The organism is Variovorax sp. CCNWLW235 (genome assembly GCF_037204085.1).
GTDB lineage: Bacteria > Pseudomonadota > Gammaproteobacteria > Burkholderiales > Burkholderiaceae_C > Variovorax.
On the sequence record NZ_JBBCBW010000005.1, the window covers coordinates 194,367 to 217,258 of the forward strand.

Below are 22,892 nucleotides of genomic sequence, written 5' to 3' on the forward strand. Positions count from 1 at the left end.
TAAAAAAATCCCGCCGCGGCGGGATTTTTTATGGCTTGAAGGGCGGGCGGCTCAGTCGCCGGAGCGGATCGCGGCTGTGGCCGCGGCCTTGACCTCGTCATTGGGCGCGCCGCCAAGCACGCGGCGGGCTCCGTCGAAGCGGCGGCTCCAGTAGCTGCCGTTCATGTCTTCCACCCGCACCTGGGCGCCGGTGCGCGGCGAATGGATGAACTTGCCTTCGCCGACATAGATGCCAACATGGCTGAAGGCGCGGCGCATGGTGTTGAAGAAAACGAGATCGCCGGGCTTGAGCTGGCTGCGGTCGATCTTTTCGGTGGCCGCGGCTTGTTCTTCGGCGCGGCGGGGCAGCAGGTGGCCGACCGTCTGGTTGTACATGGCGCGAACGAAGCCGCTGCAATCGAACCCGGATTCCGCCGAGTTGCCGCCGCGGCGATACGGAACGCCCAGGAAGCCGATGGCGGTAACCACCAGATCGGAAGTCCGTTCGGTGACGGTTTGGCGAACCTGCTGGAGTTGTCCGATCAGGCCCTTGTCGGCAAGGAGGCGGGCCAGTTCGTCATCGGTTCGGTCCTGTTGAGGAGCGGCCTGGACGGCGACGGCAAACAGGAGGGAAGCGGGTAGGACGAAAAAACGCATGGCGCGTAGGATATTGATGACGCGCGGTTATGTCAACCTCATCCGAATTGGCGAATGTATCTGCAAATCCTTGATCTGGTTGAAATTTTCCGATTTGGTCGAAGAAAAAATGTAACGGCCGACCTTTATGAACCATAAGCGATTGCGCGCGAATGAGCCTCGGCACCAAGGGTCAATCTGCTAATGGTGCGGGTTTGATCGACAAAATCTCGCAACATTGCTGCAACTCCCCGCAAAAGCCATGAACTTGCAAATTGGATCGAACTTTCGGCTTATGAGCCGCGCGGCTGTCTTCGCTGGGTTGGCGCTTGCGGGCACCGTTGTAGCGCAAATACGCCCTGAGACCATTTCGTCCGGTCTCGAGAATCCATGGGGCGTCGCCTTCTTGCCGGATGGCCGTTTTGCAGTGACCGAGCGTGCCGGCCGGTTGCGGGTGATTGCCGCGGACGGAAAAATCAGCCCGCCAGTAACCGGGCTGCCCGCGATTGCGGCGGGCGGCCAGGGCGGCCTGCTCGACGTGCTGGCGGATTCAGCCTTCGACAAGAACCGCACGCTGTATTTCTGCTTCTCCGAGCCGGCGGCCGGGGGCTCGGCCAACAGCACCGCGCTGGCTCGCGCACAGCTTTCGGAAGACGGCTCGAAGCTGGAGAACCTGCGCATCATCTTCAGCCAGCAACCCAAGGTGTCCAGCCGCAATCACTTCGGCTGCCGCATCGTCGAGGCGCGAGACGGCACGCTGTTTCTCACGCTCGGCGACCGGTACAGCCGCAAGGAAGACGCGCAGAAGCTCGACAGCCATATCGGGAAGGTCGTGCGCATCGCGAAAGACGGAACCGTGCCCAAGGACAACCCGTTCGTCGGCAGGGCGGGTGCGCTGCCCGAAATCTGGAGCTACGGCCACCGCAATGGCCAAGGCGCGGCGCTCGCACCCGACGGGCGTTTCTGGATGACGGAGCATGGTCCGCAAGGCGGCGACGAAATCAATGTGCCGCAGGCCGGCCGCAACTACGGCTGGCCGGTGATCACCTATGGCGAAAACTATGGCGGCGGCAAGATCGGCGACGGCATCACCTCCAAGGACGGCCTGGAGCAGCCGCTGCACTACTGGGTGCCGTCGATTGCGCCGTCGGGCATGGTTTTTCTGACCAGCGACCGCTACGGCGCTGGGTGGAAGGGCAACCTCTTCGTCGGTTCGCTCAAGTTCGGCTATCTCGACCGCATCGAGCTGAAGGATGGCAAGGTGGCTGCCGAGCACAAGCTGCTGGCCGACGGCAGGGCACGCGTTCGCGATGTGAAGCAGGGGCCGGACGGCTTGCTCTATGTACTGACCGACGAATCCGACGGCAAGCTGCTGCGCCTGCGGCCGAATTGAGTTTGCTTTTCAGCCGGGGCAGCCCGGCAGAGGCAGCGTCGGCAGCATGCGGCGCCAGAGTCGCATCCACTCGGGCCAGTCATGGCCGCCCTCGGTCGTGAACACGCGCCCCTCGGGCAGCGCAGCGGCCAGCAGCCGGTGGCTGAAAGCAAACCGGTCGTCGATGCCGTAGCCCAGGTAAAGCGGCGGGCGCGCGCCGAATGTGGCGCTGTGGCCGACGTAGCCCCGCAGCCATTGCCAGAGCTGCGTTTCGTTCGGTGTTCGCAGGTCGCTGCCCGGCGGAGCCTCAAGCGGCCCGGTCCACCGGGCCACGCCGCCCGCATTGGCGATGTCCAGGCTGAGCGCGCGTTCCCCGAGGTAGGGCGCGATGGTCACGAGGCCGGCCAGTTCGCCGGGGTGGGTTTGCGCATAGAGGAGCCCGCCGAAACCGCCAACCGAGATGCCGACGATCCAGATCGACTTGTAGCCCTTGCTGCGTGCCGGCGCCATCACATCCTTGCTCAGGCGGTCGAGGATGGTCTTGTTGTTGTAGTAGCCGAGGTGCGCATCGGCCAGCATTGCGTCCACCGCGAGCCTGTTGACGCCCAGCGCCTTGACGAAACCTTCGCGCGTGAATTCGTCCGGGTGCGAATATGCGCCGGGCAGCAGCACCAGCAGCGTGTCGGCATTCGGTGTGCAACTGCTCTTTTCGAGCGTGCTCTTCAGCGGTGCATTGGCCGTTCGCAGCCCGCCGCAGCCGGCGACCAGGAGCACGGCGCAAAGGCCGAGCAGCGAGAGAGGGCGCCGCGCCGAAAGGCGTCGTGAAAAGATCCGCATCCGGCGGAGTCTAGGTGCACGGCTTTTCGGTGGTACGGTCTAGCCCAATCAATTTTCATCTGAAAGAATCAGTTCATGCTGCTCGACGCCTCGCAATCCCAACTCGTTTTGATCGACTACCAGGCGCAACTGATGCCTGCGATCTTCGAGGCCGATGCCGTGGCGCAGAACGCCGTGCGACTGGGCAAGATGGCGCGCCTGTTCGAAGTGCCGGTCTGGGGCACCGAGCACAACCCGTCGAAGCTCGGCGAAACGGTGCCCGACATTCGCGCGCTGTATCAGCGAACCTTGCCCAAGATGCATTTCAGCGGCATGGAGGAGGGCCTTGGCGAATGGCTGCGCGTTCCGCCCAAGGCGCCGCAGGGCAATGCCCGCAGCCTGCCGAAGCGCCTGCAGAAGCCCGCTGGCGCGGCCGAAGAGCGCAACACCATCGTGATTGCCGGCTGCGAGGCCCATGTGTGCCTGCTCCAGACGGCGCTCGATCTGCTGGAAGACGAATTCGAGGTGTGGGTGGTGACCGACGCCTGCAGCTCTCGCACCGAGCGCAACCGCGACGCTGCCTTCGACCGGTTGGCCGGCGCGGGCGCCGAGCTGGTGACCACCGAGATGGTTGGGTTCGAGTGGCTGCGCACAGCCGAGCACCCGGCGTTCCCCGAGTTGCTGAAGATCGTTCGATAGTCTTGCGATCGGCCCGCGGCAGCGCCGGACTTGCGCGGGCGACACCTGATTGTCCGGCGCGTCAGCTTGCTGCAAGATCGATCTCCATAATTATGAATTCAGTTTTAGGCGGCGCTGATCGCCGGAGCTGATTTCCATAACCAGGAGACATCGCAGATGAGCCGCTACGAAGAGTTCTATCGCCGGTCGGTGGATGCGCCAGAAGCGTTCTGGGCCGAGCAAGCCAAGCTGATCGATTGGAAGACGCCTCCAACTCAGGTTCTGGACGCCAGCCAGCCGCCATTTGCCCGCTGGTTCGTGGATGGAACCACCAACCTGTGCCACAACGCGGTCGACCGGCACCTGGCCGCACGTGGCGATCAGCCTGCGTTGATCTTCGTGTCGACCGAAACCGGCACTGAAAAAACCTACAGCTTTCGCGAGTTGCATGCCGAGGTGCTGCGCACCGCGGCCAGCCTGATCGCGCTCGGGGTGGGCAAGGGCGACCGCGTGCTCATCTATATGCCGATGATTCCGGAGGCCGCATTCGCCATGCTGGCCTGCGCACGGATCGGCGCGATCCATTGCGTGGTTTTCGGCGGCTTTGCCAGCGGCTCGCTGGCGGCGCGCATCGAGGACGCAGAACCCAAGGTGGTGGTGAGCGCCGATGCCGGCTCGCGCGGCGGCAAGGTCATTGCGTACAAGCCGCTGCTCGACGAGGCCATCCGGATTTCGAAGCACAAGCCGGCGGCCGTGCTGCTGACCGATCGCGGCCTGGCCCCCATGGCGCTCACCGCCGGCCGCGACCATCTGGCTGCCGAGCTGAACCTGAAGCACGGCGGCACCGAGGTGCCGTGCACCTGGCTGGCCGCTACCGACATCAGCTACACCATCTACACGAGCGGCACCACCGGCAAGCCGAAGGGCGTGCAGCGCGATGTCGGCGGCTATGCGGTGGCGCTGGCCGCCAGCATGAAGCACATCTTTGACGGACGGCCGGGCGAAACCTATTTTTCGACCAGCGACATCGGCTGGGTGGTGGGGCATAGCTACATCGTCTACGGGCCGCTGATCGGCGGCATGGCCACCCTGATGTACGAGGGCCTGCCCACGCAGGGCATCGACAAGCAGCCCGACGGCGGCATCTGGTGGCGCCTGGTCGAAAAGTACAAGGTGACGGTGATGTTCAGCGCGCCCACCGCGGTGCGCGTGCTCAAGAAGCAAGACCCGGCGCTGCTGAAAAAGTACGACCTGTCGAGCCTGCGCGCGCTGTTCCTGGCGGGCGAACCGCTCGACGAGCCCACCGCGCGGTGGATTGCCGTCGGGTTGGGCGTGCCGATCATCGACAACTACTGGCAGACCGAATCGGGCTGGCCGATCATCACCATTGCCAACGGCGTGGAGAAAAAGCCGAGCAAGTTCGGCAGCCCCGGCGTGCCGATGTACGGCTTTCGCGTGAAGATCCTGCACGAGTCCACCGGCGAGGAGCTGACCGGCGCCAACGAGAAGGGCGTGGTCGTGATCGAGGGCCCTACGCCGCCGGGCTTCATGCAAACCGTGTGGAAAGACGACAAGCGCTTCGTCGACACCTATTGGAAATCCATACCCGGCAAGATGGTCTATTCAACCTTCGATTGGGGCATTCGCGACGAAGACGGCTACTTCTACATCCTAGGCCGCACCGACGACGTGATCAACGTGGCCGGCCACCGCCTCGGCACGCGCGAGATCGAGGAAAGCATCTCGGGCCACGCAGGCGTGGCAGAGGTGGCGGTGGTTGGCGTGGCCGACGCGCTCAAGGGGCAGGTGGCCATGGCGTTTGTCGTGCCCGGAGACGGCGGGGCGGTTACCAATGCCGATGCGGCGCTGAAGCTCGAGGGCGAGATCATGAAAGTGGTGGCCGACCAGCTCGGCGCCCTGGCACGGCCGGCGCGCGTGCGCTTTGTGAACGGGCTACCCAAGACCCGCAGCGGCAAGCTGCTGCGGCGGGCCATCCAGGCTGTGTGCGAGCAGCGCGACCCCGGCGACCTGACCACCATCGACGACCCCGCCACGCTGCAACAGATCAAACAACTACTTTCTTCTGACTGAATGAGCAAGGCCTATCTTGCGAAGTTGCGTCGAGCCGTCATATGTCTGACGTGGCACAATGCCAAGGTACTCAGGCCCTTCCCCAGCCACAGTCGCATCCGCCAACCGGTTCAGCCGTGTCGCGGAAGGTTTCTTAACCAGCTAGTGCTTCCTTCAGGGAAGCGAAGGTCAGCGGAATATGAGCGATTCATCTACGCCATCGGCGTACACCGCCTATCAAGGCAACACCTACCTCTTCGGCGGCAATGCGCCCTATGTCGAGGAGATGTACGAAAACTACCTTGCCAACCCCGGCAGCGTGCCCGACAACTGGCGCTCGTATTTCGATGCGCTGCAGAACGTACCCGCCGTCGACGGCACCAATGCGCGCGACGTGCCGCACCAGCCGGTCATCAACGCCTTTGCCGAGCGTGCCAAGCAGGGCACCACCCGCGTGGTCCAGGCCAGCGGCGCAGACTCCGAACTCGGCCGCAAGCGCACCGCCGTCCAGCAGCTGATTGCCGCCTACCGCAATGTCGGCGCCCGCTGGGCCGACCTCGACCCCCTCAAGCGCGCCGAGCGCCCGGCCATTCCGGAACTCGAGCCCTCGTTCTACGGCTTTACCGACGCCGACCTCGAGACGGTGTTCAACACCAGCAACACCTTCTTCGGCAAAGAGACCATGTCGCTGCGCGACCTGCTCAATGCCCTGCGTGAAACGTACTGCGGCACCATGGGCGCCGAGTACATGTACACCACCGACCAGAACCACAAGCGCTGGTGGCAGCAAAAGCTCGAAAGCGCCCGCACCAACCCCAAGCTGACGGCCGAGCAGAAGAAGCACGTGCTGAACCGCCTGACCGCGGCCGAAGGCCTCGAGCGCTTTCTGCACACCAAGTACGTGGGCCAGAAGCGCTTCTCGCTCGAAGGCGGTGAGAGCTTCATCGTCTCGATGGACGAGCTCATCAACCAGGCCGGCATCAAGGGCGTGCAGGAAATCGTGATCGGCATGGCCCACCGCGGCCGCCTGAACGTGCTGGTCAATTCGCTGGGCAAGCTCCCGGCCGACCTGTTCGCCGAGTTCGACCACACCGCCCCTGAAGACCTGCCGAGCGGCGACGTCAAGTACCACCAGGGCTTCAGCTCGGACGTGACCACCCCTGGCGGCCCGGTGCACCTCAGCCTTGCGTTCAACCCGTCGCACCTCGAAATCGTGAACCCCGTGGTCGAAGGCTCCGTGCGTTCGCGCATGGACCGCCGCGCCGACCCGCACGGCAAGCAGGTGCTGCCCGTGCTGGTGCACGGCGACGCCGCCTTCGCAGGCCAGGGCGTCGTGATGGAAACGCTGGCGCTGGCCGAAACGCGCGGCTACTTCACCGGCGGCACGGTTCACATCGTCATCAACAACCAGATCGGCTTCACCACCAGCGACCCGCGCGACAGCCGCTCAACGCTGTACTGCTCGGACATCGTCAAGATGATCGAGGCGCCGGTGCTGCACGTGAACGGCGACGACCCGGAAGCCGTGGTGCTGGCAACCCAGCTCGCCCTCGAATTCCGCATGGAATTCCAGAAGGACGTGGTTGTCGACATCGTCTGCTTCCGCAAGCTGGGCCACAACGAGCAGGACACCCCCTCGCTCACGCAGCCGCTCATGTACAAGAAGATCGCCCAGCACCCCGGCACGCGCAAGCTGTACGCCGACAAGCTGGCCGCTCAGGGCCTGGGCGACACGCTCGGCGACGACATGGTCAAGGCGCAGCGCGCCGCTTTCGACGAAGGCAAGAACACCATCGACCCGGTGCTCACCAACTTCAAGAGCAAGTACGCGGTCGACTGGAGCCCTTACCTCAACAAGAAGTGGACCGACGCCGGCGACACCGCGATTCCGTCGAGCGAGTGGAAGCGCCTGGCCGAGAAGATCACCACGGTGCCGGCCGGCTTCACGGTACACCCGCTCGTGAAGAAGGTGCTGGACGACCGCGCCGCCATGGGCCGCGGCGACGTGAACGTCGACTGGGGCATGGGCGAGCACATGGCGTTTGCCTCGCTGGTGGCCAGCGGCTACCCGGTTCGCCTGTCGGGCGAAGACTGCGGCCGTGGCACGTTCACGCACCGCCACGCCGTGCTGCACGACCAGAACCGCGAGAAGTTCGACGAAGGCACCTACACGCCGCTGCAGAACGTGGCTGAAAACCAGGCACCGTTCGTCGTCATCGACTCCATCCTGTCGGAAGAAGCCGTGCTCGCGTTCGAATACGGCTACGCCTCGAACGACCCGAACACGCTCGTCATCTGGGAGGCCCAGTTCGGCGACTTCGTGAACGGCGCGCAAGTGGTGATCGACCAGTTCATCGCCTCGGGCGAAGTGAAGTGGGGCCGCGTGAACGGCCTGACCATGATGCTGCCGCACGGCTACGAAGGCCAGGGTCCGGAGCACAGCTCGGCACGCCTGGAGCGCTTCATGCAGCTGAGCGCGGACGCCAACATGCAGGTGGTGCAGCCGACCACGGCCAGCCAGATCTTCCACGTGCTGCGCCGCCAGATGGTGCGCAACCTGCGCAAGCCGCTCGTCATCCTCACGCCCAAGTCGCTGCTGCGCAACAAGGACGCAACGTCGCCGCTGTCCGAGTTCACCAAGGGCAGCTTCCAGACGGTCATTCCGGACAGCAAGGGCCTGAAGGCGGAGAAGGTCAAGCGCCTGATCGCCTGCTCGGGCAAGGTCTACTACGACCTGTCCAAGAAGCGCGAAGAGCAGGGCAACGAGGACGTGGCCATCATCCGCGTCGAGCAGCTCTACCCGTTCCCGCACAAGGCTTTTGCCGCCGAGATCAAGAAGTATCCGAATCTCGTCGACGTGGTCTGGTGCCAGGACGAGCCGCAGAACCAGGGCGCCTGGTTCTTCGTGCAGCACTACATCCACGAAAACATGCAGGAAGGCCAGAAGCTTGGCTACTCCGGCCGTGCCGCTTCGGCATCGCCCGCGGTGGGCTACTCGCACCTGCACCAGGAACAGCAGAAGGCGCTGGTCGATGGCGCATTTGGCAAGCTCAAGGGCTTCGTGCTGACCAAGTAATCAAAAGCCTCTTTTCACACGAACACCCTCAAGAACAAAACGGAGCTCACTCCAAATGTCTATCGTAGAAGTCAAAGTCCCCCAGCTTTCCGAATCCGTGGCCGAAGCCACCATGCTCACCTGGAAGAAGAAGGCCGGCGAAGCCGTCGCCGTCGATGAAATCCTGATCGAGATCGAAACCGACAAGGTCGTGCTCGAAGTGCCCGCGCCCTCGGCCGGCGTGCTGGCTGAAATCGTGCAGCCCGACGGCGCCACCGTGGTGGCCGACCAGCTGATCGCCAAGATCGACACCGAAGGCAAGGGCGCGGCCGCCGCACCCGCGGCAGCGCCCGCTGCCGCCCCGGCGCCTGCCGCTGCACCGGCCCCCGCGGCCGCTGCCGCAGCCGCCGGCGGTTCGAAGTCCGACGTTGCCATGCCCGCCGCCGCCAAGCTGCTGGCCGACAACAACCTGAAGACCAGCGACGTGGCCGGCACCGGCAAGGACGGCCGCGTGACCAAGGGCGACGTGCTCGGCGCCGTGGCTTCGGGCGCCAAGCCCGCCGCCACCGTGGCCGCACCGGCTGCCAAGCCCGCGCTGCCGCAGGTTTCCGCACCCAGCAGCGCGGCCGACCTGGGCGAACGCCCAGAGCAGCGCGTGCCGATGAGCCGCCTGCGCGCCCGCATTGCCGAGCGCCTGCTGCAATCGCAATCGACCAACGCCATCCTCACGACCTTCAACGAAGTGAACATGGCGCCCGTGATGGAACTGCGCAAGCGCTTCCAGGACAGCTTCACCAAGGAACACGGCGTGAAGCTCGGCTTCATGAGCTTCTTCGTGAAGGCCGCGGTGCATGCGCTGAAGAAGTACCCGGTGATCAACGCATCGGTCGACGGCAACGACATCCTGTACCACGGCTACTTCGACATCGGTATTGCCGTCGGTTCGCCGCGCGGCCTGGTGGTGCCCATCCTGCGCAATGCCGACCAGATGAGCTTTGCCGACATCGAGAAGAAGATCGCCGAATACGGCAAGAAGGCGCAAGACGGCAAGCTCGGCATCGAAGAGATGACCGGCGGCACGTTCTCCATCTCGAACGGCGGCACCTTCGGCTCGATGCTCTCGACCCCGATCATCAACCCGCCCCAGTCCGCGATCCTCGGCGTGCACGCCACCAAGGACCGCGCCGTGGTCGAGAACGGCCAGATCGTCATCCGCCCGATGAACTACCTTGCCATGAGCTACGACCACCGCATCATCGACGGCCGCGAAGCCGTGCTGGGCCTGGTCGCCATGAAGGAAGCGCTGGAAGATCCGTCGCGCCTCTTGTTCGACATCTGAGGAGGCTGATCAGATGGCAAACAAACAATTCGACGTCATCGTCATCGGCGGCGGCCCCGGCGGCTACATTGCCGCCATTCGCGCGGCGCAACTCGGCTTCAACGTCGCGTGCATCGACGAGTGGAAGAACGGCAAGGGCGGCCCGGCACCGGGCGGCACCTGCACCAACGTGGGCTGCATTCCGTCGAAGGCGCTGCTGCAATCGTCCGAGCACTTCGAGCAGGCCGGCCACCACTTTGCCGACCACGGCATCAAGGTCGAGGGCCTGGGCCTCGACATCGACAAGATGCTGGCCCGCAAGGACCAGGTCGTGAAGCAGAACAACGACGGCATCCTGTACCTGTTCAAGAAGAACAAGATCAGCTTCTTCCATGGCCGCGGTTCGTTCGTGAAAACCGACGAAACCGGCTACGAGATCAAGGTGGCGGGCGCCGCCGAAGAATCGATCAGCGGCAAGCACATCATCGTGGCCACGGGCTCCAACGCCCGCGCATTGCCCGGTACGCCTTTCGACGAAGAGAACATTCTCTCGAACGACGGCGCGCTGCGCATCGGCGCGGTGCCGAAGAAGCTGGGCCTGATCGGCTCCGGTGTCATCGGCCTGGAAATGGGCTCGGTGTGGCGCCGTCTTGGCGCCGAAGTCACGGTGCTGGAAGCGCTGCCGACTTTCCTCGGCGCGGTGGACGAGCAGATCGCCAAGGAAGCCAAGAAGGCCTTCGATAAGCAGAAGCTCAAGATCGAACTCGGCGTCAAGGTCGGCGAGATCAAGTCGTCCAAGAAGGGCGTGAGCGTTGCCTGGACCAACGCCAAGGGTGAAGCCCAGACGCTCGAGGTCGACAAGCTGATCGTCTCGATTGGCCGCGTGCCCAACACCATCGGCCTGAACGCCGAAGCCGTGGGCCTGAAGCTCGACGAGCGCGGCGCCATTGCCGTGGACGACGACTGCAAGACCAGCCTGCCCAACGTGTGGGCCATCGGCGACGTGGTTCGCGGCCCGATGCTCGCGCACAAGGCCGAGGAAGAGGGCGTTGCGGTTGCTGAGCGCATTGCAGGCCAGCACGGCCACGTCAACTTCAACACGGTTCCGTGGGTCATCTACACCAGCCCCGAGATCGCGTGGGTCGGCCAGACCGAGCAGCAGCTCAAGGCCGCGGGCCGCGCCTACAAGGCTGGCACCTTCCCGTTCCTGGCAAACGGCCGCGCACGCGCACTGGGCGACACGACCGGCATGGTCAAGTTCCTGGCCGATGCCGCAACCGACGAAATCCTCGGCGTGCACATCGTGGGCCCGCAGGCCAGCGAACTGATCTCCGAAGCCGTGGTGGCCATGGAGTTCAAGGCCAGCGCCGAAGACATCGCACGCATCTGCCACGCGCACCCGTCGCTGTCGGAAGCCACGAAGGAAGCGGCACTTGCCGTGGACAAGCGCACGCTGAACTTCTGATCCATTGACCAGCGTTAAAGAGGCCTATGAGGCGGAACTCGCGGTGCGCGGGTTCCAGAGCGATCCCGCGCAACTGCGCGCCGTCGAGGCGCTGGATCGCTGCGCGCGGGAGTGGGCCGACTACAAGGCCCAGCGCTCCAATGCGCTGAAGAAGTTCATCAACCGGCCTGACCTGCCGCGCGGCGTCTACATGTATGGCGGCGTCGGGCGGGGCAAGAGCTTCCTGATGGACCTCTTCTTCAACGCCGTGCCGCTGCGGCGCAAGACGCGCCTGCACTTTCACGAGTTCATGCGCGAGGTGCACCGCGAGTTGCGCGAGCTGCAGGGCACGGTCAATCCGCTCGACGAGCTTGGATTGCGTATTTCCAAGCGCTACAAGCTGATCTGCTTCGACGAGTTCCACGTGGCCGACATCACCGACGCGATGATTCTTCATCGGCTGCTGGTGTCGCTGTTCGAGAACGGCGTGGGCTTTGTCACCACCTCCAATTTCAGGCCCGACGACCTTTACCCCGGCGGGTTGCATCGCGACCGCATCCTGCCTGCGATTGCACTGCTGAACGAGAAGCTCGAAGTGCTGAGCGTGGACAACGGCACCGACTACCGGCGCCGCACGCTCGAGCAACTGCGCATGTACCTCACGCCCAACGATGCGGCGGCCGAGAAGGAAATGCGCAAGGCTTTCGACAAGCTGGCCGAAACGGCCGACGAAAACCCGATCCTGCACATCGAGCAGCGCGAGATCCGCGCAAGGCGCAAAGCGGGCGGCGTGGTCTGGTTCGACTTCAAGACGCTGTGCGGCGGACCCCGCTCGCAGAACGACTATCTCGAAATTGCCAGCCAGTTCCACACCGTGCTGCTCTCCGACGTGCCGCACATGCCGGTGCGCATGGCTTCCGAGGCACGCCGTTTCACCTGGCTGGTCGACGTCTTGTATGACCGGCGAGTCAAGCTCATCATGTCGGCTGAGGTACCGCCGGAGGCGTTGTATACCGAGGGTCCGCTTGCGCATGAATTCCCGCGCACGGTGTCCAGGTTGACCGAAATGCAATCGAGCGAATTCCTCTCCCTGGAGCGCCGGATCGTCGACACTCGACTGACATGAAAAATATCGTTTTCGCCGTGCTGATGAGCTTGGGCAGCCTGCCGCTTTGGGCGCAGTCCAATGCGGCCGCGGGCAGTACCGACTTCGAAGCCGAACGCAGCAGGCTGGCCGCCGAGCGCGCCGCCATCGAGACACGCTTCGAAAAGGAGCGTGCGGCCTGCTACCAGAAGTTCGCTGTCGAAGACTGCCTGCGCGACAGCCGCAGGCGCCGCCGTACCGAAACCGATCACATCAAGCGCCAGGAAACGGCCATCAACGACATCGAGCGCCAGCGGCGCGGTGCGGCTGAACTCGAAAAGCTCGATCAGAAGGCCGCCACGCGGCGCCCGCAAGACACGCCCGAAAAGCAGGACGAGTCCCGCCAGGCGCAAAAAGACCGCGAGCAGCGCGCTGCCGACCACGCGGCGAGCCGTGCCGCCACCGCTGCCGAGGCGGACGAGCGCCGGCGCCAGCTCGAGGCCAAGCAAAGGGCAAACGCCGAGGACCAGGCCAAGGCTGCCCAGCGCCGTGCCGAAGCACCGGCGGAGGTCGAGCGCTTCGAAAGCAAGCAGCAGAAGGCCGCGGAGCGCCGGGCCAGCCGCGAACGGCAGAACGCCGACCGCAGCAAGCCGCGTGGGGCGCCTTTGCCCCCGCCGCCACCGGCATCGCCGGCGTCGTCGCCTTCTCGTTGAGCGCTAGGGGCGAGCGAGCACCGCTCGGCGTCGAAGGTCAGGCTTCGGCTGGAAGCGCTTCGAGTTTCAACACCGCAATGGAGATGTTGTCGCCCGTACCCCGGGCGCGGCGGCGCGCCTCGCCCACGAGGATTTCAACCGCGTCGCGCGGTGGCTCCGCATACAGCACGCTGGCCAGTTCCTCGGGGCTGAAGTAATGCCAGAGCCCGTCGCTGCACGCCATGAGCAGGTCGCCAGGCTGCATTGCGGGAATGTAGTGCGGCTCTATCGGCGGCGGAGTCGTTGTCATCCCCAGGCAGCCCAGGAGAATGTTGCCCTTCGGATGGACGTTGGCCTCGGCCTCGCTGATTTCGCCGCGGTCGATGAGCACCTGCACATACGAGTGGTCGCGCGTGCGCGTGACGAGCTCGCCGTCCTGGAAGTGATAAATGCGGGAGTCGCCCGCGTGAATCCAGGCGCAGTCGCCCCTGGGGTTCATGAGAAAAGCCGCCAGCGTGCTGTGCGGCTCCTGTTCGCTCGACAGGGCCGTGAGCTTGATGACCGTGTGCGCGTCTTCCAGCAATTGCCGCAGCACGGCCGTGGAGCTGTCGCGATCGGGGTGGTAGCGGGTGAAGAGCTGGCGCGCCGTCATCAGCACCTGGTCGGACGCCTTGCGCCCGCCGCTGCGCCCGCCCATGCCGTCGGCAATGACGCCCAGCATGCAGCCCGGCACGCGCGGGTGGCTCATCATCAGCACCTGGTCCTGCTGGTAGGGGCGGTCTCCCTTGTGGAGGCCGGTGGCGGCGGCAAGTCGAAAGCCTAGGGTCATGAGCGCAATGCGCCAATGGCGCGCTTTCTGTCTTCTCGTGAATTCGTGTCAGGACGTATTATCGAGTGAACACGAGTGCGCGCGGAATAAGCTCGCATCGCCCACGTTGGACTCCAATCTCCACTCCCTTTCCCGCCAATTGATCGAGTTGCGCATCGAGCATGCCGACCTTGATGCCACCATCGACCGCCTGGCCGAGGCTTTGCCGCAAGACGAACTCCTGCTGCGGCGGCTGAAGAAGCGCCGCCTCGGGTTGCGCGACCAGATCGTGCGGCTCGAAAACATGCTCGATCCGAGAGAACCCGCGTGACCGACACACTCGAGCACAAGGTGCGCGACGCCTTCGCGCACGGCGGTGCGCTTTCCCATGCCGCCGAGCAGTTTCGCGAACGTTCGGGACAAACCGAAATGGCGCTGGCCGTGGCACGCACCATCGAAAACGGCGGCGTGCTGGTGGTGGAGGCCGGCACCGGTGTGGGCAAGACCTTTTCGTATCTGGTGCCGGCGTTGCTGAGCGGCGAGCGCGTGCTGCTTTCGACCGCCACCAAGACCCTGCAAGACCAACTGTTCGGCCGCGACTTGCCGCGCCTGGTCGAAGCGCTCGAACTGCCGGTGCGAACAGCGCTGCTCAAGGGCCGCGCGAGCTACCTGTGCCTGCACCGGCTCGACCTTGCGCGCCACGACGCATCGCTGCCCGAGCGCGGCAGCCTGCGAACGCTCGCCAAGATCGAGCAATGGTCCAAGGCCACGCGAACGGGCGATCTTGCCGAGTTGCCCGGGCTGGACGAGCGCTCGCCGCTCATTCCGCTGATTACTTCCACGCGCGAGAACTGCCTGGGCGCGCAGTGTCCGCAGTTCAAGCCATGCCACGTCAACCTGGCGCGGCGCGAGGCGCTGGCCGCCGATGTCGTGGTCATCAATCACCACTTGTTCTTTGCGGATCTCGCCGTGCGCGAGACCGGCATGGCGGAGTTGCTGCCGACCGTGAGCGTGGTCGTGTTCGATGAGGCTCATCAGCTCAACGAAACCGGTGTGCAGTTTCTCGGGGCGCAACTCGGCAGCGGCCAAGCGCTCGATTTCGCGCGCGATCTGCTTGGCGCCGGCCTGCAGCATGCGCGCGGACTGGTCGATTGGCAGCAGCTGGCAGCGGCCGTGGAGCGTGCAGCGCGCGAGCTGCGCCTTGCGGTCGGCAAGCAGTGGCCTGGCACCAAACTGCGTTGGGTAGGGCCCTCTCCGGAAGGCATCGATCCGGACATATGGCAGGGCGCGCTCGACGACTTCCAGCACGCATTCGAAATGGCGGCCGAAGGGCTCGATACGGTCAGCGAGATATCGCCCGACTTCGTGCGCCTGTACGAGCGGGCGCAGCAACTCGCCAAGCGCGCGGCGCGGTTCGCGCTGCCTTGCGAGGTCGAATCGGTCCGCTGGGTCGACGTGGGCACGCAATTGCGCCTGGTCGAGTCGCCGCTCGACATTGCCGAGGCGATGCGCACGCGCGTGCTCAAGATCGGCCATGGCGAGCCTGAACTCGATGCCTATGGCGAAGAACAGGAAGACAGCCGCCCGGCGCCGGAAGACAGCGGCCGCGCCTGGATCTTTACTTCTGCCACGCTGGGCGATGAGCCCACGCTACGCTGGTTCACCGAGCCGTGCGGCCTGGGCGATGCCGAAGTGCTGCGGGTGCATAGCCCGTTCGACTATGCCGCCCAAGCGGGGCTCTATGTCCCGCGGGCTTTTCCGAAGCCCAACGATGCTTCTCACAGCGCGCGGGTTGCGCAACTGGCTGCGCGGGGCGCCAGTGAACTCGGCGGGCGCACGCTGGTGCTGACGACCACGCTGCGTGCCTTGCGCACTATCGGCGACGAGATGAAGCAGCAGTTCGAGCGGCTCGAAGCCGACGTGCGGCCCGAGGTGCTGGTGCAGGGCGAACTGCCCAAGCGCGTGCTCATGGACCGCTTTCGCGAAGGCGCGCAGGGCGGCCGTGCGGGTTGCGTGCTGGTGGCGTCGGCATCGTTCTGGGAAGGCTTCGATGCACCGGGCGACGCGCTGCAGTTGGTGGTGATCGACAAGCTGCCGTTTCCTCCGCCCAACGATCCGCTGGTCGAAGCGCGGTCGCAGCGGCTCGAAGCCCAAGGCCGCAGTTCGTTCAGCGACTACTCGCTGCCCGAGGCGGCCGTGGCGCTGAAGCAGGGCGCGGGGCGGCTGATTCGTCGCGAAACGGATTGCGGGGTGCTTGCGATCTGCGACACCCGCCTGGTGGCGATGGGCTATGGCCGGAGGTTGCTGTCCGCATTGCCGCCCATGCGCAGGCTGGAGAGCGAAGCGGATTTCGAGGCCGCCATCAGCGACCTGAAGAATTCGCTATCGGCCTGAAAGGGGGCGCGGAGGGGCAGGGGCCTGCCCTCGTCCTGACGAAGAAAAAGCCCCGAAGGGCTTTGTTCTCTATCGAATTACCAGACTTTCCACCACGGATCGTCCTTGCCCTTGAAGCCACGGGCCAGGTACTCGCTTTGGGGATAGTTGGTGGTCAGCACGCGTTGGGCGTCGTCGCGCAGGTCCTTCATGCCGAGCGCGTCGTAGGAGCGCACGATGATGTACAGCGCTTCTTCGAGTGCGGGCACTTCGCGGTAGTCGGACAGCGCAAGCTGTGCCCGGTTGATGGCCGCGAGGTAGGCGCCGCGCGAGTAGTAGTAGCGTGCCACGTGCACTTCGTACTGCGCGAGCGAGTTGACGATGTAGTTCATGCGCTGGCGCGCGTCGGGGGCGTAGCGCGATGCGGGGAAGCGCGTCACGAGTTCCTTGAACGACTCGAACGATTCCTTGGCCGCCTTCTGGTCGCGTTCGGACAGGTCTTGCCGTGTCAGGAACGAGAACATGCCGAGGTCGTCGTTGAAGTTGATCACGCCCTTGAGGTACAGCGCGTAGTCGAGCGCCGGGCTCGCCGGGTGCAGCTTCATGAAACGGTCGAGCGTGGAAACGGCGTTCGCCTTTTCACCGGCCTTGTACTGCGCGTAGGCCTTTTCGAGCTGGGCCTGTTGAGCGAGCGGCGTACCGGCGGCGCGGCCTTCGAGCTTCTCGTACAAGGGCACGGCCTTGTCGTAGGCGCCGGAGCCGGCTTCGTCCTTGGCTTCGGCGTAAATGCGGTTGGGGCTCCAGCTGGCCGTCTTGTCGGCGGTGGGAGTGGAGGAGCAGCCGGCTGCAAGCAGCGCTGCTGCGCTGAGCGCGATCCAGGAGGGGACCGATAATTTGGCGCGAAACATCACATACGGCTTTCGTGAAACAGTTGCCTTCAATTATATCGACCGACCCCCTGGACCTGGTGGCTGAAACAGCCGAGGGCGAGGAGGGCGCCGATCCGGCCGAATCGAGCGAGCTGCGGCCCTTTGCCATGGGGGCCGCCGAGCATGGCCAGCGGCTGGACCGCGCACTGGCGGCCCTGGTGCCCGAATTTTCTCGCAACTATCTGCAACAGCTGATCGAAGCCGGGGCGGTGGAACTGGAGGGGCGCACGGTCCTGAAGGCATCGGCCACGGTGCGGGCGGGGCAGGCCGGCCGCATCGAACTGCGGCCGACACCGCAAAGCCAGGCGTTCCGGCCCGAGGCCATGGACATCGTGACGGTGCACGAGGACGAGCACCTTCGGATCATCGACAAGCCGGCGGGCCTGGTGGTGCACCCGGCACCGGGCCATTGGAGCGGCACGCTCCTGAACGGGCTGCTGGCGCTCGACCCCAAGGCTTCGCTGCTGCCGCGCGCGGGCATCGTGCACCGGCTCGACCGGGACACCAGCGGGCTGATGGTGGTGGCGCGCACGCGGGCCGCCATGGATGCGATGGTGGCGCTGATTGCAGCGCGCGAGGTCAAGCGGCAATACCTGGCCGTCGGGCACAAGCCCTGGGCGGGCGCAGCCGCCCGGCAGGTCGATGCGCCCATTGGCCGCGATCCGCGCAACCGTTTGCGCATGGCGGTCGTCGATCTGGAGCGCCACGCCGGCAAGACGGCCCGTACCCTCATAGAGCGGCTGGACAGCAATGGGCAGGGCTGTGCCGTGCGGTGCACGCTCGAAACCGGCCGTACGCACCAGATTCGGGTGCACATGGCGTCCATCGGGCATTCGCTGGTCGGCGATGCGCTCTACGGAGGCGCGCCCGCCGCCGGGCTCGAGCGGCAGGCGCTGCATGCCTTCAGGCTGGCGTTCGTGCACCCGGTCACGCAGGCGCCAATGGAGTTCCGTTCCCTTCCGCCGGCCGATCTTGTTCATGCGCTGCAGACCTGGGGGCTGGATTACAATCGCGCCTGACGGCCCGAGGGCCGCGCCGGCCACTCGATGCCGGCCTTGCGTTGCACTCGCCGCGTGCCGGCAACGCCTACTCCTTCCATCCCTGTGAGCCAGCGTCCAACAGACGCCTTTTCCCGGATAACGCGAACCATGAATACGGCGGATGCCAAGCGCATTCTAGAAACCGCCTTGATCTGTTCGAGCCAGCCGCTGCCAGTGCGCGACATGCGCGTGCTGTTCGACGACGAGCTGGGCGTGGACACCATCAAGGTGCTGTTGCTTGAACTGCAGGAAGACTGGGCGCAACGCGGCCTGGAGCTGGTGAACGTCGCCAGCGGCTGGCGCTTTCAAAGCCGGCCCGAGATGCGCGACCACCTCGATCGCCTGCACCCAGAGAAGCCGCCGCGCTACACGCGGGCCGCCCTCGAAACCCTGGCCATCATTGCCTATCGCCAACCGGTCACGCGCGGCGACATGGAAGACATTCGCGGCGTCACCATCAATTCCCTCATCTTGAAGCAGCTCGAGGACCGCGGCTGGGTCGAGGTGATCGGCCATCGTGAAACCGTGGGCCGGCCGGCGCTCTACGCCACCACGCGGCAGTTTCTCGACGATCTCGGCCTGGCCTCGCTGGACCAGTTGCCGCTGATCGAAACGCCGGCCCAGCAGGCCGCATTGGTCGACGCGCTCGACCAGGCCTCGGGCAACCAGCCCGGCCTGCCGATGGAAATCGCCGGCGAGTCCGAGTCCGATGCCGACGCTTCCGCTGCGACGGATGCGGCGCTGGAAGCAGAATTGACCTTGCCCGGCGCCGACGGTCCCGAGGCAACGGAAAACCAGGCGCAAGACGAGTTGCAGGCCGCCGAGGCGCACGCCGAAGTGCTCGATGCGGCTGAAGCCATCGAAGCGGTCGACGCCGCCGCCGCGCAATTTGCCGAAAACGCGGCCCTGCCCGAAGAGCCTTCGGAAATCCCCGCCCTCCAGGAAATCGAGCCTCCCGTTGCGCTCGAGTCCGAAGAAGTCCCGTCGCCCGACGAGACCGATCCCCACGCTGTTTCTCCCGGAAAAACCTCATGAGCCCCTCCGACACCGACGACGCGGCAATCGTGCCGGTCCAGCCCGAATCCGATAAAAAAGAGGCGGTCACGGCAGTGTCCGGCCCTGCTTCGGATGCCGATGCTGGCGCATCCGCTCCAGCCGCCGGCGAGGGGGAAGCTCCCAAGAAAAAGCGTGCTCCGCGCCGCAAGAAGACCGTAGAACCGGCTGCAGAGGGCGAAGCCGCAGCAGCACCTGCGGAAAGTTCCGAGCCGGTGATCGAAGCCGCTGCTGAAGCAGCCCCCGCAGCAGCTCCCGCTTCGGCGCCAATCCCTGCCGCCCCCCTCAAGGCTCCCGCCCCGGTTGCAGCGGCTGAACAGCGCGAAGAGCGTCGCGAGGAAGAGGGCGCTCGAGGCCAGTACGACGACGAAGAAGAGGAAGACGAGCCCGACGAGGAAGAGGACGACCTCGACCGCGCACGCCGTGCCGCCGAGCGCGAGCAGCGCAATGCGCTGCCGCCCGAGCCGATCCGTTTCGCGGACGTCATTTCAGGCCAGTTCGACGCCGACGAGGAGAGTCCCGAAGTCCCGCCGCTCAAGCGCGTGCTGCTGCCGGAGGCCGACTCGCCCAAGCTGCACAAGGTTCTGGCGCAGGCGGGCCTCGGTTCGCGGCTCGAAATGGAAGCGCTGATTCTCCAGGGCCGCATTTCGGTCAATAACGAACCGGCCCACATCGGCCAGCGCATCCAGTACGGCGACCAGGTCAAGATCAACGGCAAGCCCATTCGCTACCGCATCGCGCCGCCTCCGCCGCGCGTCATCGCGTACCACAAGCCCGTGGGCGAGGTCGTGACCCACGACGATCCGCAGAACCGCCCCACGGTGTTCCGCAAGCTGCCGCGCCTGCAGCAGGGCAAGTGGCAATCGGTCGGCCGGCTCGACCTGAACACCGAAGGCTTGCTGCTGTTCAGCAGCTCCGGCGATCTGGCCAACCAGTTGATGCATCCCCGCTTCGGCCTGGAGCGCGAATACGCCGTGCGCGTGCTCGGTGCGCTCAGTGCCGACGAAAAGAAGAAGCTGCTCGAAGGCGTGCGCCTCGACGATGGCATGGCCCAGTTCGGCACCATCGAAGAGGGCGGCGGCGAAGGCTCGAACTGCTGGTACCGCGTCACCATTTCCGAAGGCCGCAACCGCGAGGTGCGGCGCCTGTTCGAATCGGTCGGTCACGCGGTCAGCCGCCTGATCCGCATCCGCTACGGCGCCATGGTGCTTCCGCGCGGGCTGAAGCGCGGCGCCTGGATGGAGCTCGACGAGCGCGACATCAGCGCTTTGTTCCAGGCATCGGGCGGTGGCGCACCGCGCCCGCAGCAGCAACGCGGGCCGGGGGGGCAAGACGGTCCCGGTGCCGGAGGCGGCCGCAACGGGCGCAACAAGAAGCGCCGCGGCAACAACCGCAACGCCGGCGGCGCACAGCAGCAGCCCCGCGACATGCGCGATGACGGCCGCGAGGCGCCCATTCCGAATCCGCTCGGCGAAGGCCGGCCGCCGCGCGGAGAGCGCGGGGGGCGCGGCAATCGAGGTGGTAGTGGCGGCGGCAACGCTGGCATGCCGCCGCAAGGCCGCCGTGGCAACAACAACAACAACCGTGGCAATCGCCAGGGCGAGGAGCGTCCCCCAAGCGGCGCGAATCAGCCCGATCCGATGAAGACCTCGCTCGGGTACATCGGCGCCGACAGCTTCTCGCGCCAGCGCAAGGAGCAGCGCCAGGGCCCTGGCCGCCGTGGCGGCGGTCCGGCAGGCGGCGGCTTCGGCGGGCAGGGCGGCCCGGGCGGAAACCGCCGCCGCGGGCGCTGAAAGCCAGCTTGCCAAGCGCAGCCTTTCGCGGGGTTTTCACCAAGGCCCCGGGCTGCGCCGGTTAAAATCAGAGGCTTTGTCGCCGTAGAGTGCAACATATTCGTTGCAGCCGTGACAAAACACTTCAAAATCAAAGCTCAGGAAGCACTTCAATGGCTATCGAACGTACCCTCTCCATCATCAAGCCCGACGCCGTTGCAAAGAACGTCATCGGCAAGATCGTTTCCCGCTTCGAAGCTGCCGGCCTCAAGATCGTCGCCGCCAAGCTGGTGCACCTCTCGCGCAACGAAGCCGAGCAGTTCTACTCGGTCCACAAGGAGCGTCCTTTCTTCAAGGACCTCGTCGAGTTCATGATCTCCGGCCCCGTGTTCGTGCAAGTGCTCGAAGGCGAGAACGCAATCGCCAAGAACCGCGACCTGATGGGCGCCACCGACCCGAAGAAGGCCGCCCCCGGCACCATTCGCGCCGACTTCGCCGACAGCATCGACGCCAACGCCGTGCACGGTTCGGACGCTCCGGAAACCGCAGCGAACGAAGTGGCCTTCTTCTTCGCCGGCCTCAACGTCTACGCGCGCTGAAGCCGTATCCCGGCTGATTTCATGACCACGGCCAACCTGCTCGAATTCGATCTCGAGGGGCTGGCTGCGTTCTGCGAAAAGCTCGGCGAGAAGCGATTCCGCGCCACGCAGCTGTTCCGCTGGATCCACCAGCGTGGCGCCAGCGACTTTGCCCAGATGACCGATCTGGCCAAGTCGCTGCGCGAGAAGCTCGCCACAACCGCTCGCGTCGAGGCCCTCGCGGTTCTCACGCAGCACGAATCCAAGGACGGCACGATCAAGTGGCTGTTCGACGTCGGCGACGGCAATGCCGTCGAAGCCGTATTCATTCCCGAAGACGACCGCGGCACGCTGTGCGTGTCGTCCCAAGCCGGCTGTGCGGTGGGTTGCCGCTTTTGCTCCACGGGGCACCAGGGCTTCAGCCGCAACCTGAGCACGGGCGAAATCGTCGCCCAGCTGTGGTTTGCCGAGCACTTCCTGCGCAAGCACCTGAAACGCGACGAGCGCGTCATTTCCAACGTGGTGATGATGGGCATGGGCGAGCCGCTGCAGAACTATTCGGCGCTGGTGCCGGCGCTGCGCACCATGCTCGACGACAACGCCTATGGGCTGTCGCGCCGCCGGGTGACCGTCTCGACCTCCGGCGTCGTGCCGATGATCGACCGTCTGGGCGCCGATTGCCCCGTAGCCATGGCCGTGTCGCTGCACGCACCCAACGATGCCCTGCGCGACGATCTCGTGCCGCTCAATCGCAAGTACCCCATCGCAGAACTGATCGAGGCCTGCAAGCGCTACCTGGCGCATGCGCCGCGCGACTTCATCACCTTCGAGTACTGCATGCTCGACGGCGTGAACGACCAGCCCGAGCATGCGCGGCAACTGGTGGAGCTCGTTCGCACGCATGGCATTTCGTGCAAGTTCAACCTGATTCCATTCAACCCGTTTCCGGCCTCGGGCCTGCTGCGTTCGCCGCAGCCGCGGGTGCTGGCGTTTGCCAAGACGCTGAGCGAGGCCGGCCTCGTGACCACCGTGCGCAAGACGCGCGGCGACGACATCGACGCGGCCTGCGGACAGCTGGCCGGCGACGTGAAGGACCGCACGCGCGCCGCCGAACGCATGGCCCAGCGCCGTGCCGTGTCGGAGCGCCCTGTCGTTTTGCATCCGGTTCGAAAGACCACCCCCCAGGAGCACTGAT

Annotated in this window: 19 protein-coding genes; 15 read left to right on the forward strand and 4 right to left on the reverse strand. The window is 65.4% G+C overall.

Going from position 1 to position 22,892, the window contains the following annotated elements; translation table 11 throughout:
* Positions 1-51 precede the first annotated feature (51 nt).
* On the reverse strand, positions 52-636 hold the full coding sequence (locus tag V9L21_RS08480; protein ID WP_337310889.1) for a C40 family peptidase: 585 nt from the start codon (positions 634-636) through the stop codon (positions 52-54).
* Between the two features lie 274 nt (positions 637-910).
* On the opposite strand from V9L21_RS08480, the gene V9L21_RS08485 reads away from it, so the two are divergent.
* Entirely contained in the window at positions 911-2,008 is a 1,098-nt protein-coding gene (locus V9L21_RS08485; protein ID WP_337311051.1) for a PQQ-dependent sugar dehydrogenase, read from the forward strand.
* Positions 2,009-2,017: 9 nt separating this feature from the next.
* Here V9L21_RS08485 and V9L21_RS08490 read toward each other — a convergent pair whose 3' ends face one another.
* On the reverse strand, positions 2,018-2,824 hold the full coding sequence (locus V9L21_RS08490) for an alpha/beta fold hydrolase (protein ID WP_337310891.1): 807 nt from the start codon (positions 2,822-2,824) through the stop codon (positions 2,018-2,020).
* Between the two features lie 75 nt (positions 2,825-2,899).
* Here V9L21_RS08490 and V9L21_RS08495 point away from each other — a divergent pair, with 75 nt between their 5' ends.
* The 7 genes from V9L21_RS08495 to V9L21_RS08525 all read left to right on the forward strand — a co-directional run bounded on the left by V9L21_RS08495 (position 2,900) and on the right by V9L21_RS08525 (position 13,165).
* Positions 2,900-3,502 (forward strand): isochorismatase family protein, encoded by a 603-nt coding sequence (locus V9L21_RS08495; RefSeq protein WP_337310893.1) that lies wholly within the window; start codon positions 2,900-2,902, stop codon positions 3,500-3,502.
* A gap of 117 nt (positions 3,503-3,619) precedes the next feature.
* Positions 3,620-5,572 carry a propionate--CoA ligase gene (locus tag V9L21_RS08500; protein WP_337311053.1) on the forward strand — a complete coding sequence of 651 codons (1,953 nt, stop codon included), beginning with the start codon at positions 3,620-3,622 and terminating at the stop codon, positions 5,570-5,572.
* Between the two features lie 178 nt (positions 5,573-5,750).
* Entirely contained in the window at positions 5,751-8,627 is a 2,877-nt protein-coding gene (locus tag V9L21_RS08505; protein ID WP_337310895.1) for a 2-oxoglutarate dehydrogenase E1 component, read from the forward strand.
* A gap of 55 nt (positions 8,628-8,682) precedes the next feature.
* A complete protein-coding gene (gene odhB / locus V9L21_RS08510; protein WP_337310897.1) occupies positions 8,683-9,945 on the forward strand; it encodes a 2-oxoglutarate dehydrogenase complex dihydrolipoyllysine-residue succinyltransferase in 1,263 nt (420 codons plus the stop codon).
* 13 nt (positions 9,946-9,958) lie between these two features.
* On the forward strand, positions 9,959-11,389 hold the full coding sequence (lpdA, locus tag V9L21_RS08515) for a dihydrolipoyl dehydrogenase (protein ID WP_157613537.1): 1,431 nt from the start codon (positions 9,959-9,961) through the stop codon (positions 11,387-11,389).
* Between the two features lie 4 nt (positions 11,390-11,393).
* A complete protein-coding gene (gene zapE / locus V9L21_RS08520) occupies positions 11,394-12,494 on the forward strand; it encodes a cell division protein ZapE (protein WP_337310899.1) in 1,101 nt (366 codons plus the stop codon).
* On the forward strand, positions 12,491-13,165 hold the full coding sequence (locus V9L21_RS08525; RefSeq protein ID WP_337310902.1) for a hypothetical protein: 675 nt from the start codon (positions 12,491-12,493) through the stop codon (positions 13,163-13,165). The genes zapE and V9L21_RS08525 overlap by 4 nt, the downstream gene beginning before the upstream one ends.
* Positions 13,166-13,202: 37 nt before the next feature.
* Here V9L21_RS08525 and V9L21_RS08530 read toward each other — a convergent pair whose 3' ends face one another.
* Positions 13,203-13,973 carry a PP2C family protein-serine/threonine phosphatase gene (locus tag V9L21_RS08530; RefSeq protein ID WP_258505841.1) on the reverse strand — a complete coding sequence of 257 codons (771 nt, stop codon included), beginning with the start codon at positions 13,971-13,973 and terminating at the stop codon, positions 13,203-13,205.
* Positions 13,974-14,079: 106 nt separating this feature from the next.
* Between V9L21_RS08530 and V9L21_RS08535 the strand changes: the two genes are divergently transcribed.
* Both V9L21_RS08535 and V9L21_RS08540 read left to right on the forward strand, forming a co-directional pair.
* A complete protein-coding gene (locus tag V9L21_RS08535; protein ID WP_307700527.1) occupies positions 14,080-14,283 on the forward strand; it encodes a DUF465 domain-containing protein in 204 nt (67 codons plus the stop codon).
* Positions 14,280-16,346, forward strand: coding sequence for an ATP-dependent DNA helicase (locus V9L21_RS08540; protein WP_337310907.1), 2,067 nt, complete (start codon positions 14,280-14,282; stop codon positions 16,344-16,346). The genes V9L21_RS08535 and V9L21_RS08540 overlap by 4 nt, the downstream gene beginning before the upstream one ends.
* Positions 16,347-16,423: 77 nt before the next feature.
* On the opposite strand, the gene V9L21_RS08545 is transcribed toward V9L21_RS08540, so the two are convergent.
* On the reverse strand, positions 16,424-17,233 hold the full coding sequence (locus V9L21_RS08545) for an outer membrane protein assembly factor BamD (RefSeq protein WP_126747276.1): 810 nt from the start codon (positions 17,231-17,233) through the stop codon (positions 16,424-16,426).
* 128 nt (positions 17,234-17,361) lie between these two features.
* Here V9L21_RS08545 and V9L21_RS08550 point away from each other — a divergent pair, with 128 nt between their 5' ends.
* From V9L21_RS08550 to rlmN, 5 genes are all read left to right on the forward strand, one after another.
* Positions 17,362-18,273, forward strand: a complete 912-nt coding sequence (locus V9L21_RS08550) for an RluA family pseudouridine synthase (RefSeq protein WP_443304521.1) — start codon at positions 17,362-17,364, stop codon at positions 18,271-18,273.
* A 129-nt stretch (positions 18,274-18,402) separates the two neighbouring features.
* Entirely contained in the window at positions 18,403-19,329 is a 927-nt protein-coding gene (gene scpB / locus V9L21_RS08555) for an SMC-Scp complex subunit ScpB (protein WP_337310909.1), read from the forward strand.
* On the forward strand, positions 19,326-21,140 hold the full coding sequence (locus tag V9L21_RS08560; RefSeq protein WP_337310911.1) for a pseudouridine synthase: 1,815 nt from the start codon (positions 19,326-19,328) through the stop codon (positions 21,138-21,140). Before scpB ends, V9L21_RS08560 begins: the two co-directional genes overlap by 4 nt.
* A 152-nt stretch (positions 21,141-21,292) precedes the next feature.
* The gene (gene ndk, locus V9L21_RS08565; RefSeq protein WP_157613544.1) at positions 21,293-21,718 is read left to right on the forward strand and encodes a nucleoside-diphosphate kinase; all 426 of its coding nucleotides are present in this window, start codon (positions 21,293-21,295) and stop codon (positions 21,716-21,718) included.
* 21 nt (positions 21,719-21,739) lie between these two features.
* A complete protein-coding gene (gene rlmN, locus V9L21_RS08570) occupies positions 21,740-22,891 on the forward strand; it encodes a 23S rRNA (adenine(2503)-C(2))-methyltransferase RlmN (RefSeq protein WP_258505847.1) in 1,152 nt (383 codons plus the stop codon).
* Position 22,892 lies beyond the last annotated feature (1 nt).